14 protein-coding genes and 2 tRNA genes are annotated in these 15,449 nt (G+C 72.2%); 7 read left to right on the top strand and 9 right to left on the bottom strand.

Translation table 11 applies throughout. The features are described from left to right. Positions 1-82 precede the first annotated feature (82 nt). The 3 genes from CXR04_RS11210 to CXR04_RS11200 all read left to right on the top strand — a co-directional run bounded on the left by CXR04_RS11210 (position 83) and on the right by CXR04_RS11200 (position 5,416). A complete protein-coding gene (locus CXR04_RS11210; protein WP_199850624.1) occupies positions 83-3,073 on the top strand; it encodes a UPF0182 family membrane protein in 2,991 nt (996 codons plus the stop codon). Positions 3,074-3,173: 100 nt separating this feature from the next. Continuing rightward, positions 3,174-3,247 (top strand) — tRNA-Met (locus CXR04_RS11205). Between the two features lie 366 nt (positions 3,248-3,613). After that, a complete protein-coding gene (locus tag CXR04_RS11200; RefSeq protein WP_101421695.1) occupies positions 3,614-5,416 on the top strand; it encodes a tetratricopeptide repeat protein in 1,803 nt (600 codons plus the stop codon). A gap of 173 nt (positions 5,417-5,589) precedes the next feature. Here the strand turns inward: CXR04_RS11200 and CXR04_RS11195 are convergent. The 4 genes from CXR04_RS11195 to hisN all read right to left on the bottom strand — a co-directional run bounded on the left by CXR04_RS11195 (position 5,590) and on the right by hisN (position 7,748). Continuing rightward, positions 5,590-5,666: transfer RNA gene (locus CXR04_RS11195), tRNA-Met, on the bottom strand. A 46-nt stretch (positions 5,667-5,712) separates the two neighbouring features. Beyond that, entirely contained in the window at positions 5,713-6,135 is a 423-nt protein-coding gene (locus CXR04_RS11190) for a Fur family transcriptional regulator (protein ID WP_101421694.1), read from the bottom strand. Between the two features lie 221 nt (positions 6,136-6,356). Then, positions 6,357-6,767, bottom strand: a complete 411-nt coding sequence (locus CXR04_RS11185) for a CBS domain-containing protein (RefSeq protein WP_101421693.1) — start codon at positions 6,765-6,767, stop codon at positions 6,357-6,359. A 186-nt stretch (positions 6,768-6,953) separates the two neighbouring features. Further along, positions 6,954-7,748, bottom strand: coding sequence for a histidinol-phosphatase (gene hisN / locus CXR04_RS11180; RefSeq protein ID WP_101421692.1), 795 nt, complete (start codon positions 7,746-7,748; stop codon positions 6,954-6,956). 214 nt (positions 7,749-7,962) lie between these two features. Between hisN and CXR04_RS11175 the strand changes: the two genes are divergently transcribed. Beyond that, positions 7,963-8,520, top strand: coding sequence for a TetR family transcriptional regulator (locus CXR04_RS11175; protein ID WP_442802449.1), 558 nt, complete (start codon positions 7,963-7,965; stop codon positions 8,518-8,520). On the opposite strand, the gene CXR04_RS11170 is transcribed toward CXR04_RS11175, so the two are convergent. The 4 genes from CXR04_RS11170 to CXR04_RS11155 form a co-directional block, all read right to left on the bottom strand. Continuing rightward, a complete protein-coding gene (locus tag CXR04_RS11170; RefSeq protein ID WP_101421690.1) occupies positions 8,486-8,809 on the bottom strand; it encodes a DMT family transporter in 324 nt (107 codons plus the stop codon). The two genes, CXR04_RS11175 and CXR04_RS11170, sit on opposite strands and share 35 nt — an antisense overlap. Before the next feature lie 107 nt (positions 8,810-8,916). Continuing rightward, positions 8,917-9,924 (bottom strand): ribosome small subunit-dependent GTPase A, encoded by a 1,008-nt coding sequence (gene rsgA / locus CXR04_RS11165; protein WP_101421689.1) that lies wholly within the window; start codon positions 9,922-9,924, stop codon positions 8,917-8,919. Positions 9,925-9,932: 8 nt separating this feature from the next. After that, entirely contained in the window at positions 9,933-11,336 is a 1,404-nt protein-coding gene (gene aroA, locus CXR04_RS11160; RefSeq protein ID WP_234380171.1) for a 3-phosphoshikimate 1-carboxyvinyltransferase, read from the bottom strand. 120 nt (positions 11,337-11,456) lie between these two features. Continuing rightward, entirely contained in the window at positions 11,457-12,170 is a 714-nt protein-coding gene (locus CXR04_RS11155; protein ID WP_101421688.1) for a M50 family metallopeptidase, read from the bottom strand. A gap of 83 nt (positions 12,171-12,253) precedes the next feature. Here CXR04_RS11155 and CXR04_RS11150 point away from each other — a divergent pair, with 83 nt between their 5' ends. Further along, on the top strand, positions 12,254-13,075 hold the full coding sequence (locus CXR04_RS11150; RefSeq protein WP_101421687.1) for an SOS response-associated peptidase: 822 nt from the start codon (positions 12,254-12,256) through the stop codon (positions 13,073-13,075). 279 nt (positions 13,076-13,354) lie between these two features. On the opposite strand, the gene CXR04_RS11145 is transcribed toward CXR04_RS11150, so the two are convergent. Then, positions 13,355-13,987 carry an alpha/beta hydrolase family protein gene (locus tag CXR04_RS11145; protein ID WP_101421686.1) on the bottom strand — a complete coding sequence of 211 codons (633 nt, stop codon included), beginning with the start codon at positions 13,985-13,987 and terminating at the stop codon, positions 13,355-13,357. A 349-nt stretch (positions 13,988-14,336) separates the two neighbouring features. Here CXR04_RS11145 and CXR04_RS11140 point away from each other — a divergent pair, with 349 nt between their 5' ends. Together CXR04_RS11140 and rsrA are read left to right on the top strand one after the other, a co-directional pair. Continuing rightward, a complete protein-coding gene (locus tag CXR04_RS11140; protein ID WP_101426312.1) occupies positions 14,337-15,020 on the top strand; it encodes a sigma-70 family RNA polymerase sigma factor in 684 nt (227 codons plus the stop codon). Continuing rightward, complete coding sequence (rsrA, locus tag CXR04_RS11135; RefSeq protein WP_101421685.1) at positions 15,017-15,358, top strand: mycothiol system anti-sigma-R factor; 342 nt, start codon at positions 15,017-15,019, stop codon at positions 15,356-15,358. Before CXR04_RS11140 ends, rsrA begins: the two co-directional genes overlap by 4 nt. The last annotated feature ends 91 nt before the right edge of the window (positions 15,359-15,449 follow it).

Here is a 15,449-nt window from a genome sequence, read left to right as displayed (position 1 = left end):
TTGCCACATTGGGCCCCTGTGCCGCGGGGGCCGTATGACATGACGTTCACGTCTCGATCGAGGTGCCACCTTGGCTTTCCAGATGCCGGACCGCGGCGGGGGTCCTACCGGGCCACGGATCAGTGTGGGCAGGCCGTCCCGGCGAGTACGAACACTGCTGATGACCCTGGGTGCGCTTGCCATCCTGGGCATCATCTTCGTCATGTTCGCCGGCTTCTGGACGGACTGGCTCTGGTATCGCTCCGTCGGTTATTCGTCGGTCTTCACCACCCGGTTGTGGACCAAGGTGGGGCTGTTCTTCGTCTTCGGCCTGCTGATGGCGTTCGCCGTGGGCTTCAACATCTGGCTGGCACACCGGCTCCGGCCGCCGCTCAGCGCGATGTCGCTGGAGCAGGAGAGCCTCGACCGTTACCGGATGAACCTGGCGCCGTACAAGAAGTGGGTGCTGCTCGGCATCGCCACGCTGGTGGGCCTGATCGCCGGCGCCTCCGCGACCGGGCAGTGGCGCACCTGGCTGCTGTGGGTCAACGGCCAGTCGTTCGGCGAGAAGGACCCCCAGTTCCACAAGGACATCTCCTTCTTCGCTTTCGATCTTCCGTGGTACCGCTTCCTGCTCGGCTTCGGCTTCGCCGCGATCGTGCTCTGCACCATCGCGGCCGCGCTGACGCACTACCTCTACGGCGGTCTGCGTATCTCCAGCCCCGGCGCGCGGGCCACCTCCGCGGCGACCGGTCATCTCGCCGTGCTGCTGGGCACCTTCGTGGCGCTCAAGGCGGTGGCGTACTGGTTCGACCGCTACAGCCTGGCGACCAAGACCAGCGGCCTGAAGACCACCGACGGCTGGACCGGTCTGCGCTACGTCGACGCGAACGCCTATCTGCCGGCGAAAACGATCCTCTTCGTCATCGCGATCATCTGTGCGCTGCTGTTCTTCGCCACGCTGTGGCGGCGTACGTGGCAACTGCCGCTCATCGGCCTCGGTCTCATGGTCCTCTCGGCGATCCTGATCGGCGGGCTCTACCCGGCGATCGTGCAGAAGTTCCAGGTGCAGCCGAACGAGCAGGCCAAGGAGACGCCGTTCATCAAGAAGAACATCGAGGCGACGCGCAAGGCGTACGACATCGATGATTCCCAGGTGACGGAGTACTCGGGCCAGGCGCCCAAGGACACCACCAACGAGCAGTTGCGCAGCGCCGTCGACAGCACGGCGAGCGTCCGGCTGCTCGACCCGAGCGTGGTCTCGCCGACGTACCAGCAGCAACAGCAGGTCCGCGGTTACTACCAGTTCCCGGGCACGCTGGACGTCGACCGGTACGAGGACGAGGACGGCAACTCGCAGGACACCGTCGTCGGCCTCCGTGAGATCAACGTGAACGGCATCCCGGAGAAGGGCTGGATCAACAGTCACTTCCGGTACACGCACGGCTACGGCGTGGTCGCGGCCAAGGGCACCGAGGTCACCAAGGACGGCGACCCGGCGTACACGGAGAAGAACCTGCCGCCGGAGGGCGAGCTCGGCGACTACGAGCCGCGCATCTACTACGGCGAGCAGACCCGCGACTACTCGATCGTGGGCGGCCCGCAGGACGAGGTCGACTACGCCGACGACTCCGGCGAGAAGACGTACCGCTACAAGGGCGACAGCGGCGTCGACCTGTCCAACCCGATCAACAGGGCCGCATACGCGCTGACGTTCAGCGAGCCGCAGATCATGTACTCCGGTGCGATCGGCGACGGCTCGCAGATCATCTACAACCGCACCCCGAAGGAGCGGGTGGAGGCCGTCGCGCCCTGGCTGACGATCGACGGCGACCCGTATCCGGCGGTGGTCGACGGGCGTATCACCTGGATCGTCGACGCCTACACCACCAGCAACGGCTATCCGTACTCGACCAGGACCACCCTGGGCGACACGACGGCCGACTCGCTGACGGACGACCAGCGTTCGGTGATCGCGCAGCAGAACCAGGTCAACTACATCCGCAACTCGGTGAAGGCCACCGTCGACGCCTACGACGGCAGCGTGGACCTCTACGAGTGGGACACCGAGGACCCCGTCCTCAAGACCTGGATGAAGGCGTTCCCCGACACGGTCAAGCCGCGTGCGGAGATCAGCGACGCGCTGATGGACCACCTGCGCTACCCGCAGGACCTGTTCAAGGTCCAGCGCGAGCTGCTGACGCAGTACCACGTCACCAGTCCGAAGCAGTTCTACTCCGGCAGTGAGCAGTGGGAGATCCCGGACGACCCGACCACCAAGGTCGAGAGTTCGGTGCCGCCCTACTACCTCAGTATGAAGATGCCGGATCAGGACTCGCGGTCGTTCTCGCTGACGACCACGTTCACGCCACGCAACCGCAACAACCTGGGCGCGTACATGGCCGTGGGCGCGGACGCGCGCACCGACGACTTCGGCCAGATCAGAATCCTGAAGCTGCCACCCAACAGTCCCGTGCCGGGACCGAAGCTCGTGCAGTCCAGATTCAACTCCAACGCCGCGATCGCCGACCAGATCAACATCCTCCAGAGAGGCGATTCGGAAGTCATCTACGGCAACCTGCTGACGGTGCCGTTGGAGGGCGGACTGATCTACATCGAGCCGGTGTACGTGCAAGGCACCGGCACCGGCTACCCGTTGCTGCGCAAGGTGCTGGTCACGTACGGCGACCAGACGGCCTTCGAGGACACGTTGCCCAAGGCGCTGAACGTCGTCTTCGGGGTGGAGGAAGCGACACCACCCGAGGACACGGGCGAGGAGCCACCACCGGAAGAGGAACCGCCGGCCGGTGGCAGCCTCCAGGACGCCGTGGAGGACGCGCAGAAGGCATACGAGGACGGTCAGCAGGCGCTGCAGGACCAGGACTGGGAGGCGTACGGCAAGGCCCAGGACGACCTGGAGGAGGCGCTCCAGCGGATCGAGGACGCCGAGCAGCAGGCCGGCGCGAACGGCGACGGAGCCGGTGACGGATCCGGTGACGGATCCGGCGACGGCGGAGCCGACGGCGGCGGCGGTGACGGCGGAGGCGGCAGCGATGCCGGTGATGCCGGTGACGGCGGCGGCAGCGGGGCCTAGGTCGGCCGTGGCCCGCCGGACGTGACGTCCGGCGGGCCACGGGCCGCCAGGGCAGGCGGCGTTGGGACCCCCGGCAGCGTGATAGCCTTACGGCACACGACGCGGGGTGGAGCAGCTCGGTAGCTCGCTGGGCTCATAACCCAGAGGTCGCAGGTTCAAATCCTGTCCCCGCTACGCGAGATCGAGGCCCGGAGTCCATCGGACTCCGGGCCTCGACGTGTGTCTGGCGCGTGATCCGTGGGGGCAGTGCGGCGAGGGTGACGGATGTGCCGCGTGTCTGTTCTTGAGGTCATTGTTTTGGGGGTTGTAGGCGTGGCAAGGTTTGATCAGTCGTTGTGTCGGGAAGTCGACAAAACGCTGAAGTGACCTTCCTGGCTGCGGTATACCAGGTGTACGCGGGTTGCAGGTGGTGCGACGATGGACCTCATGGGGGACGAGGCAAGGGTGTTGGACGCCCGTAGGACAGGGGGCACCGGAGGGCAGGAGCGACAGGCTCCCGCCGCCGGGGAGTCGAGCGCTGCGCGCGGCCAGGATCCGGCCGTGGCGCAGCTCAGCGCGCGGGGCGCGGCCCTGCTGCGCAAGGGGGACCTGGACGGCGCGGAGCCGGTGCTGCGCGCGGCGACCGCCGAGGGCGACCGGGCGGCGGCGAACAACCTGGGCGTGCTGCTCTACCAGCGCGGCCAGGTGCACGAGGCGGCCGGCTGGTGGCGTATCGCCGCGGTCGGCGGCTCGCCCGCCGCCGCGCACGCGCTGGGGCGCTACTACCGGGAGAACGGCGACGAGCCCGGCGCCGAGTACTGGCTGCGCCAGTCCGCCGAGGCCGGGCACGCGCTGGGCGCGTACGCGCTCGCCGACCTGCTGGAGCACCGCAGCGACGTGGGCGCGGAGCGCTGGTTCCGGATCGCCGCGGACAAGGGGCACCGCGAGGCGGCCTACCGCCTCGCGCGCGTCCTGGACACCGGTACCCGGGCCGGGTCCGGCAGCGGCGTCGAGACCGGTACGCGGCTGACGCCCCCGGCGGCGCCGGGCGCGGTGAGCCTCGTCCGCGGCGGGTCCGCGGCCGGCGACGACCCGGTGGCCGAGGCCGAGCAGTGGTACCGGCAGGCAGCCGCGCGCGGGCACGTGCGCGCGGCGCTGCACCTCGGCACGCTCCTGGAGGAGCGCGGCGAGTCGCAGGAGGCCGGCCGGTGGTACGTGATCTCCGCGCGGGGCGGCGAGCCGCGCGCGGCCTGCGCGCTGGGCTTCCTGCTGCGCGACGCCGGGGACGACGCCAGCGCGGCCGTGTGGTGGCGCCAGGCGGCCAAGGACGGCGACGGCAATGCGGCGAACGCGCTCGGCGCGCTCTACGCGGACCGCGGCGAGCCGCAGGAGGCGGAGCGGTGGTACCGGGCGGCGCTCGGTGCGGGCGACGTCAACGGCGCGTACAACCTGGCGCTGCTGTGCGCCGGGGAGAACCGGGTCGAGCAGGCCGAGCAGTGGTACCGGCAGGCCGCGTACACCGGGCACTGCGAGGCGGCCAACGCGCTGGCCGTGCTGCTGCTGCAGCGCGGCGACGCCGCGGGCGCCGAGCCGTGGTTCTCGAAGGCCGCGGAGGCGGGCAGCGTCGACGCGGCGTTCAATCTCGGGATCATCCACGCGGGCCGGGACGACGAGGCGGGCGCGCGGCAGTGGTACGAGCGCGCCGCGTCGGCCGGGCACGTGGAGGCCGCGCTGCAGGTCGGCATCGCGCTGCTGCGCGACGGTGAGGAGAAGCACGCCGAGCACCGGCTGCGGACGGCCGCCGAGGGCGGCAGCCCCGAGGGGGCGTTCCGGCTGGCGACGCTGCTGGACGACCGGCGGCCCGGGCCCGGAGCGGGCCCGGGGCCGGACGCCGCGGGCTCGCGCAGCGCGCGGGCCTGGGGCGGCGCGGGTTCCGCGGGCACGGCGGGCGGCTCGGACGCCGACGCCGCCGAGTGCGAGCGGTGGTACGAGCAGGCCGCGCGGCAGGGGCACCGGCGTGCCCAGGTGCGGCTGGGCATGCGCGCGGCCGCCCGGGGCGACACGGAGGCCGCGGGCCGGTGGTACCGGGCCGCGGCGGAGTCCGGCAGCCGCAACGGCGCGTTCAACCTGGGCCTGCTGCTGGCCCGGGAGGGCAGCGTGCCGGAGGCGGCGATCTGGTGGCGCCGGGCGGCGGAGCACGGCCACGGCCGCGCTGCGCTGCGGCTCGCGCTGCTGGCGGCCCGGCGGGGCGACCTGCCGGAGAGCCAGCACTGGTCGTCGCGCGCGGTGGAGCTGGGCCCCGCGGAGGTCGCCGAGCGCGCCGCCCGGCTGCGGGACGCACTCGCGCAGGAGCTGACCGCCTGAGCGAACAGCCCGAACCGGCCCCGGCCGTCGCTGAACGGCGCGGGCAGGACCGGATGGGCCTCGTACGGCCGGAAGCGGCCGGCGGCATACAGCCGTCGGCCGCTTCCACGTGGTGTTCGCGCGTGCACAGGCAACGACGGAGGCCCGGACCAAGTGGTCCGGGCCTCCGTCAGTGGTAGCGGGGACAGGATTTGAACCTGCGACCTCTGGGTTATGAGCCCAGCGAGCTACCGAGCTGCTCCACCCCGCGTCGGTGAAACCAACACTACCCCTGGCAGATCGGCTAGTGCAAATTACTAAGCGCTGCGCTCCGCGCAGTCCGGGCAGATGCCGCGATACGTGACCTCCGCGCCGGAGATCCGGAAGCCGAAGCGCTCGGCCTCGGGCAGCGTCGACAGCAGGTCGCCCTCCGGGCGCACGTCGCGGATCGAGCCGCAGCGGCTGCAGACCAGGTGCTGGTGCGCACTGTGGGCGTTCGGGTCGTACCGCTTGGCGCGGCCGTCCGTGCTGACTTCGAGCACTTCGCCGAGGGCGACCAGCTCGCCCAGGGTGTTGTAGACGGTCGCCCGGGAGATCTCCGGGAGCCGGACGGTGGCACGCGCGAGTACTTCGTCGGCCGTGTAGTGCACGTGGTCGCCGTCCAGGACCTCGGCCACGACTCGCCGCTGCGCGGTGAGCCGGAAGCCACGGCCGCGCAGTCGCTCCAGGAGGTCGCTCATGCATTCAGAGTAGCAGCGCACCGCTCTATGACCAGAACCCATACGAACTTCATTGGCATCTTGACTTGGACTATGTCTAATGTAAGCTCGCTCGCAGACTACGGCGATCGGTTCCGTGACCGTGCTCCAGGCCCTGCGCGGCCGCGGACCGGTTGCCGTGCACGGACAGAGGGGTCGGGATGCCGGTCGGGCTCCCGGCCCCTCTGGCGCGTCCGGACGCGCTACGCGAGGGCTGTCTCGCGGCGCTCCGGCACCTGCCGCGCGGGGGTCCAGCAGCGGATGATGTCGCGTACGGACACGACGCCCACCGGCTCCGCGTCGTCGAGGACGATCAGATGGCGGAAGCTGCCGTGGGTCATGGCGTCGGCGGCGTCGTCGAGGGTCCAGCCGGGTGCGGCGAAGACGACGTCCGTGGTCGTGTGGTCGTCGGCTTTCTCGGTGTCCGGGTCCTGGCCCGCGCCGACGGAGTTGAGGATGTCGCGCTCGGTCAGGATGCCGAGCCCGCTGGTGTCGGGGTCGAGGACGATCGCCGCGCCGACGCGCCGCGCCGACATCAGCCGGGCGGCCTGGCGGAGTGTGTGTGCGGGACCGATGGTGAGGACCACCGTGCTCATGGCGTCGCGGACGAGCATGGGGTGGAGCCACCTCCTAGGCGTACGAACGGGCCCTTGCGCGACCTGTGAAGATTTTCACAAGTTCACAAGGTCTGTCATTGCCAGACTGGCACGCCAAGGAGAGTGCAACAAGGGGCGGGAGATGCCCGGCCGCCGGCCCCCGCGCCTCCGGGCGCGGGTTTGGCCGGCGGTCCGGACGTACTGCTACGGGCCGAGGTACTTCAGCAGCTCCTGGTGGAGCAGCCCGTTGGACGCCGCGGCGTTGCCGCTGTGCGGTCCCGGCTCGCCGTCGAGACCGGTGAACGAGCCGCCCGCCTCCGCCACGATCGCCGCGCACGCCGCCATGTCCCACAGCGACAGCTCCGGCTCCGCGCAGATGTCCACGGTCCCCTCGGCGACCATCATGTACGGCCAGAAGTCCCCGTAGCCCCGGCTGCGCCAGCAGTCGCGGGTCAGGTGCAGGAAGCCGTCGAGCCTGCCGCGCTCGTCCCAGCCGTGCAGCGAGGAGTACGCGAACGAGGCGTCCTCGATGCGCTGGACGCCCGACACCCGCAGCGGGCTCGCTTTCGCCAGGCTGCGGCCGGTGTACGCGCCACCGCCCACCACCGCCCACCACCGGCGGCCGAGGGCCGGCGCCGACACCACGCCGACGACCGGCTGGTTGCCCTCGGGGCCCGGCGCCATCAGCGCGATGAGCGTCGCCCAGACGGGGACGCCGCGCACGTAGTTCTTCGTGCCGTCGATGGGGTCGATGATCCAGCGTCGCGGGCCCGTTCCCTCGGTGCCGTACTCCTCGCCCATCACGGCATCGCGTGGCCGGGCGCGGCGGAGTGAGGAGCGGATCAGCTCCTCCGCCGATCTGTCCGCCTCCGACACCGGAGTCAGGTCCGGCTTCGTCTCGACCTTCAGGTCGAGGGCCTTGAACCGCTCCATCGTGGTGGCGTCGGCGGCGTCCGCCAGGACGTGGGCGAGACGCAGATCATCATGAAAACCGGCCATGCAACGAACAGTAACCCCAAAGCCGCACCGCCAACCTTCGTCCGCGCGCGCGGCGGGTCTCCGGGCCCCTCGTACGGACCCTTGACAGCACCTGGCGGTGCGTCAATTCTGAGCGCACGGTCGCCCTCTGGAGGCCAGGATGCCCACAGCGCGAGAAGGACTTCTCGACGCCGCCTTCGCGGCACTCAGGAGCCGGCCCTGGGCGGCGGTGCGGATGGTCGACGTCGCCGCCGCGGCCGGGGTGTCCCGCCAGACCCTCTACAACGAGTTCGGCAGCAAGGAGGGCCTCGCCCAGGCCCTCGTCAGACGCGAGATCGACGGCTATCTCGCGGGCGTGGAACGGACGCTTGCCGGCGCCCGCAGATCCGGCGCCGACGCCGGTGGCCGGCTGCTCGCCCTGGTCGCCTGGACCCTGCGCGCCGCGCGCGGCAACCCGCTGGTGCGCGCCGCGCTCACCGGCTGCTGGGGCGAGCAACTGCCGACCCCCGCGCGGCGCGTGCCCGCCCGGGGCGGGACACCGGGCGTACGGCGCAAGGACCCGTCGGTGGAGACGCCCGCGGAGCTGGTCGACGCGGTGCGCGACCGGGTACTGCGGGCGCTGGAGGAGCAGTTGCCGGGGGCCCCGGGCGAACGCCGCCGGGTCTGCGAGGCGGTGACCCGGCTGACGCTGTCCTACGTGGTCGCGCCCGCTGCCCGGGGCGAGGACGTGGAGCGTACGGTCCGCGGTCTGCTGGCGCTCAGTGGGCCGAGCCGGACAGTTGCAGGCCGATGACGCCGACGACCACCAGCGAGATGGAGACGAGCTTCAGCGCGGAGACCAGGTCGCCGAGGAAGATCATGCCGTAGATCGCGGTCCCCGCGGCACCGATGCCCGTCCACACCGCGTACGCCGGGCCGACGTCGAGCTTCTTCAGCGACAGCGTCAGCAGACCGAAGCTGCCGAGCGCGAACGCGGCGAAGGCGATCGTCGGCCACAGCCTGGTGAAGCCGTGGGAGAGCTTGAGGCAGACGGCGAAGCCGGTTTCGAGGATTCCGGCCACGACGACCAGCAGCCACGCCATCGTGTAGTGCCTCCCGTTCGGTTGACGCTCCTGCGATTATGCCCAACGCGCGTCCGCGGGGGCGATGGACCTGCCGAACGCTTCGGCGGCCCGCGGCCCGGCCGCGGTCAGTCGCCTTCCCGGCGGTCGCGGGTGGCGAGCAGGCGGCGCAGCGAGGCCAGCCGCGCGGGGTCGGCGTGGCCCCCGGCCACCCAGGCGTCCAGCGCGCAGTCCGGCTCGTCGTGGCTGCAGTTGCGCGGGCAGTCCGCCGTCCCGGGCTCCAGGTCGGGGAAGGCGTGGATGACGCGCGACGGATCGACGTGCGCCAGGCCGAACGACCGTACGCCCGGGGTGTCGATGACCCAGCCCCTGTCGTCGGGCAGCGGCAGGGCGAGCGCGGAGGTCGTGGTGTGCCGGCCGCGGCCGGTGACGACGTTCACCTCGCCGGTGGCCCGCTGGCGCTCCGGCACGAGCGCGTTGACCAGGGTGGTCTTGCCGACGCCGCTGTGGCCGACGAAGGCGGTGACGCGGTCGGTGAGCAGGTCCAGCACGCGGGCGGCGCCCTCGCCGGTGGCCAGCTCGTCGCGGTTGCAGGCGATGGCCCGTACGCCCAGCGGCGCGTACGACTCCAGCAGCTCGTCCGCGGGCGCCAGGTCCGACTTCGTCAGCACCAGCAGCGGGTCGAGCCCGCCGTCGTACGCGGCGACCAGGCAGCGGTCCACCAGCCGCGGCCGCGGCGGCGGGTCGGCGAGGGCGGTGACGATGGCCAACTGGTCGGCGTTGGCGACGACCACGCGCTCGTACGGATCGTCGTCGTCCGCCGTGCGGCGCAGCACCGACGTGCGCTCCCCGACGCGGACGATGCGCGCCAGCGTCCCGGGGTCGCCGGAGACGTCCCCGACGACGGCGACCCGGTCGCCGACGACGATGCCCTTGCGGCCCAGCTCGCGGGCCTTCATGGCGGTGATCGTGCGCTCCTGGACGAGGCAGGTGATGCGGCCGCGGTCGACGGTGAGGACGAAGCCCTCGGCGGCGTCCTCGTGCTTGGGGCGGTTACGGCTGCGGGGACGGCTGCCCCGGCGGTCCGGGCGTACGCGGACGTCGTCCTCGTCGGGGTTCTTGCCGTAGCGCCGCATCGCGCGGGTCAGTCTCTCGGGTCCGCGGCGGCGGGCGCGCCGGCTGCGGGCCCGGCTCCGGGGCCGGTGTCCTTCCCGGCGAGGAGGCCGGCCCACATCCGGGGGAAGCCGGGCAGGGTCTTGGCGGTCGTCTCCACGTTCTCCACCTGCACCCCCTCCACCAGCAGGCCCAGGACCGCGCCCGCGGTGGCCATCCGGTGGTCGTCGTACGTGTGGAAGACGCCGCCGTGCAGCGCACGGGGGCGGATCTCCAGGCCGTCCGCGGTCTCGGTGACGTCGCCCCCCAGCCCGTTGATCTCCCGGGTGAGGGCGGCGAGGCGGTCCGTCTCGTGCAGCCGCAGATGGCCGACGCCCCGCAGCCGGGACGGCGAATTCGCCAGCGCCGCCACCGCGGCGATGCCGGGCGTCAGCTCGCCGACCTCGGAGAGGTCGATGTCGATGCCGCGGACGCCGCCCGCCGAAGTGGCGCCGGTGAAGACCAGGTCCGTGCCGGCCGCGGTGGTCACCAGCTCGCAGGAGCCGCCCATCTCCGTGAAGATCTCGCGCAGCGCGTCCCCGGGCTGCGTGGTCTGCCGGGGCCAGTCGCGAATCGTCACCCGGCCGCCGGTGACGAGCGCGGCGGCCAGGAACGGCTGGGCGTTCGACAGGTCCGGCTCCACCGTCAGCTCCCGGCCGCGCAGGTCGCCCGGCGCCACCCGCCACAGGTGCGGCTCGCCGCCGTCCTCCGGCGCGTCCACCTCGGCGCCGGCCCCCCGCAGCATCTCCACTGTCATCCGGATGTGCGGCAGCGAGGGCAGCCGGTCGCCGGTGTGCCGCAGCTCCACGCCCTTGTCGAAGCGCGGCGCGGACAGCAGCAGCGCGCTGACGAACTGGGAGGACGAGGAGGCGTCGACCTCCACCGGGCCGCCCCGCAGCGTCCCCTCCCCGTACACCGTCAGCGGCAGGGCGCCGCGGCTGCCCTGCGCGGTGTCGTCGATCCGGGCGCCGAGGGTGCGCAGCGCGTCGATCACGCCGTGCAGCGGGCGCTCGTGGCTGCGCGGGTCGCCGTCGAAGCGGACCGGGCCGCCGGCCAGGGCGGCGACGGGCGGCAGGAAGCGCATGACCGTGCCCGCGTTGCCCACGTCCACCGCGGCGTCGCCCCGCAGGCCGCCGCCGGGGGTGACGCGCCACTCCTCGGTGCCGTCCGGTGCTGCGCCCTCCTCGATGCCGACGCCGAGGGCCCGCAGGGCGCCCGCCATCAGGGCGCTGTCGCGCGAACGCAGCGGCCGGCGCAGCCGGCCGGGACCGGCGGCGAGCGCGGCGAGCACCAGCGCCCGGTTCGTGACCGACTTCGATCCGGGCACGGTGACGGCCGCGGTCACCGTGCCCGAGGCGGTAGGCGCGGGCCAGGGGCTGCTCTGCGAAGCGGTCATGGCACTCACCCTATGCGGGCCGGACCGCCCCGCGCAGGGATCGCCCGCCGCCTGTGGACAACCGGCGGGTTGTGGACGGAGGCGCCGGGGTCGCGGGCGGGAGCGGGCGCGCCGGGCGGATCAGAGGTCGAGCAGCCAGCGGGCGCCGCCGGCGAGGGCGCAGAGCGCGACGACGTAGAACAGGAACACCCACAGCCCGGCGGGGGTGTGCGTCAGCCGCCCCAACTGGTCGGCGTCGGACTGCGGCGCCTCGCCGCGGCGCCGCTTGCGCTGCAGCTCGAAGACCGGTCGCACCCCGCCGAGCAGCAGGAACCACACGGCGCCGTACGCGAACGCCGCCTGCACCTCCGGCTCGGTCAGCCAGGAGACGAGGAAGAACGCGGCCCCGGTCAGGACGACGGTCACCACCCCGTACGCGTTCCGGATCATCAGCAGCATCGCCGCGAGCAGGGCGATCGCGCCCCACAGCGCCGCCGTGATGCGCCCGTCGGCCAGCAGCCAGGCGCCGGCGAGGCCGAGCAGCGGCGGGGCGGTGTAGCCGGAGGCGGCGGTGAGGACCATGCCGAGTCCGGAGGGCTTGCCGCGGCTGACGGTCAGGCCCGAGGTGTCGGAGTGCAGGCGTATGCCCTCCAGGCGGCGGCCGGTCAGCACGGCGACGAGGCCGTGGCCGCCCTCGTGCGCGATGGTGACGGCGTTGCGCGCCACCCGCCATATGCCCCAGGGCAGCACGGCGGAAAGCGCCACCAGCCCCGTCACCACGACCAGCCACTCCGAGGGGTCCGGCTGCGTGCCGACGACGCGGTCCCACAGCTCGCCGAGGCTGGTTCCTTCCATGTGCCCTCCCAGGTGCTCGGACGAGCAGGGTAGCCAAGGCACCGTGTGCGGGCTGTCAGAGGGGCGTGGCAGTCTTGTCACCCATGTGCGGACGGTACGCGGCGAGCAGGAAACCCGAGGACCTCGTCGACCTCTTCGAGGTGGAGAAGTGGGACCCGGAGGAGACGCTCGCGCCCGACTACAACGTGGCGCCCACCAAGAACGTGTACGCGGTGCTGGAGCGCCCCGAGCGGGACTCGGACGATCCCCGGCCCGTGCGGCAGTTGCGGGCGCTGCGCTGGGGCCTCGTGCCGTCCTGGGCGAAGAACCCGGACCTGGGCGTGAAGATGATCAACGCCAGGGCCGAGACCGTGCACGAGAAGCCGGCCTACCGCCGCGCGTTCGCCTCCCGGCGCTGCCTGCTGCCGGCCGACGGCTACTTCGAGTGGCTGACGTTCAAGGGCGAGCGGCAGTTGGAGGAGCAGGGCAAGAAGAAGCGGCCCCGCAAGCAGCCGTACTTCGTCACCCCGGCCGACGGCTCGGTCTTCGCGATGGCCGGCCTCTTCGAGTTCTGGCGGGACAAGACGCTGCCGGACGACGACCCGCGCGCGTGGTGGGTGACGTGCACGGTGGTCACGACGGAGGCGGAGACCACGGAGCTGGCCGGCGGTTCCGCGGGGGAGTCGGGGCCGCACACCCTCGCCGAGATCCACCCGCGGATGCCGCTGATGCTCCCCCCGGACCGCTGGGACGCCTGGCTCGACCCGGCCAACAAGGACCCGGAGGCCCTGCGTGAACTGCTGACCCCGCCGCCGGCGGGGCTGCTGCGGGCGTTCCCGGTGTCGACACAGGTGAGTGACGTGCGCAACAACGGCGCGGACCTGGTGGAGGAGATAGCGGCGCCGGAGGAGGAGACCCTGTTCTAGGGCCGGATCCGTCCCCGTTCTCCTACGGCCTGAGCTGCCCGCTCATGACCTGCCTTCAGGACGTTCCCGACTTACTCGCGCGCCGGGGCCGGGGCGGGGCTTCGGCGGCGAGACCAGTGGCGCGACGGTGATCGTCGTGCTCTGCGTTCTCGCCGCCGTCTTCGTGCTCATCATCCTGATGGCCCGTGCCCACGCGAAGAAGAAGCTCAAGGCCGACTGATCGGCACGACGCTCAGCGGGGCGGGGCGGCGGTGGCGCGGGTACGGAGCACGCCGGGCGTCAGCGCAGGCCGGCGAGCCAATCCGCGGCGGCGGCGGTGATCGTGGCGGCGGTGTCCGCGTCGTCGGGCGGCGCGCTCCTGGCCACGGCGAAGCCGTGGTCCGCGTACGGCACGGGCACGACGTCGACGTCCGCGGGGAACTCCGCGGGGCCGCCGAACGGGTCGCGCTCGCCCTGCACCACGCGGGTCGGCACCCCGGCGTCCAGCAACTCCGCCAGCCGGGACTTCTCCGGCTTGCCCGGCGGGTGCAGCGGGAAGGCCAGGGCGAGCACCGCCCGGGCGCCGAGGTCCCGGGCCGTACGGCACGCGACCCGGGCGCCCGCGCTCCGGCCGCCCGCGACGACCGGCACGCCGGGCTTCTCCAGGGCGGGCCACAGCGCCGTCCAGCCGGCGTCCAGGGTCTTGGGCGCGGGCGCCAGCTTGCGTCCCGCGACCCGCCACGGCTGCTCGACGAGCGCGACGGTGACCCCCTCGGCAGGCAGCGCGCCGGCCAGCGCCCGCAGGTCGCGGGCCTCGATGCCGCCGCCGGCGCCGTGGCTCAGCGCGAGCACCAGCCGCGGGCGGGCGGCCCGGTGCCAGGTGATGCGGGCGTCACCCGGCGGGGTGGGGACGGTCTGGGTGGTGGGCTTCACGCACCACAATCTAGGCGAGCGGCACCCGCCCCCCGCGCTCCCGCACAGGGGACGTCGCGGATCCGTGCACCCCTCCGCCCGCGCCCCTTCGCCACCCGTCCGGGCAGGCCCGGACCCGTACCCGGCGCCGCCGCGTACGGTCCGCCCGGGGAATGTGGCATCGGCGGCGTGCGTTCTCACCGGTGTACGTCACGTGATCGTCGAAGGGAAACGCATGACCGGGGTCGCATGCCCGTCGCGTCCGCAGCCGGAGGCAGCGGAGAAGTACTGGGCGGCGGATGTGCACGTACGTCGTCTATCCTCCGAACCGTACGGGGCCACGGGAGGCTCTACCACGGTGCTGGAGGAGGTGGGTCTCGTCACTGGGACCGACACGGGGAAGGGCGGGGCGGCCGAGGGGCCGAAGACGCCCGAGGAGACGTCCACCGAGCGGAACGCGCGCTTCGAGCGCGACGCGCTCCAGTTCCTCGACCAGATGTACTCGGCCGCGCTGCGCATGACGCGCAATCCCGCCGACGCAGAGGACCTGGTGCAGGAGACCTATGCCAAGGCGTACGCGTCCTTCCACCAGTTCCGCGAGGGCACGAACCTGAAGGCGTGGCTCTATCGCATCCTGACCAACACGTTCATCAACTCGTACCGCAAGAAGCAGCGTGAGCCCCAGCGCAGTGCCGCCGAGGAGATCGAGGACTGGCAGCTCGCGCGCGCCGAGTCGCACATGTCGACCGGCCTGCGCTCCGCCGAGGCCCAGGCGCTCGACCACCTGCCGGACTCGGACGTGAAGGAGGCCCTCCAGGCGATCCCGGAGGAGTTCCGGATCGCGGTCTATCTGGCGGACGTCGAGGGCTTTGCCTACAAGGAGATCGCGGACATCATGGGGACACCGATCGGTACGGTCATGTCCCGGCTGCACCGCGGTCGCCGCCAGTTGCGCGGTCTCCTGGAGGACTACGCGCAGGAGCGCGGCCTGATGCCGGCGGGTGCCGGCCCTGAGTCGGCCGGGTCGCACACGGGAAAGGGTTCGGGATCATGAGCTGCGGCGAGTCGCATGAGACGGATTGCTCAGAGGTCCTCGACCACCTCTACGAGTATCTCGACAAGGAGATGCCCGAAGGCGACTGCGCGAAGTTCCAGGTCCACTTCGACGAATGCAGCCCCTGTCTGGAGAAGTACGGCCTGGAGCAGGCCGTGAAGAAGCTCGTCAAGCGCTGCTGCGGGCAGGACGACGTACCTGCGGATCTGCGCGCGAAGGTGATGGGCCGGATCGACACCATCAGGTCCGGCGACGAGGTACCGGAGCAGCCGGTGCTCGACGCCGGGGACGAGGGCCGTCCCACGTCACTCGAAGGTGCGAATCCACCCGCCTCGTAGTGTTCTTTTACGCAACTGCGCCCCATTCGGCCGTAGGTGCCGCCCTATGCTCCCCAACTCGTACGGAGTACAGCGGGGACGAGGAGCGTGG

The organism is Streptomyces sp. CMB-StM0423, assembly GCF_002847285.1.
Lineage (GTDB): Bacteria > Actinomycetota > Actinomycetes > Streptomycetales > Streptomycetaceae > Streptomyces.
The sequence above is the reverse complement of the archived record's forward strand: the minus strand, read 5'-3'. Positions and strand labels throughout refer to the sequence as shown.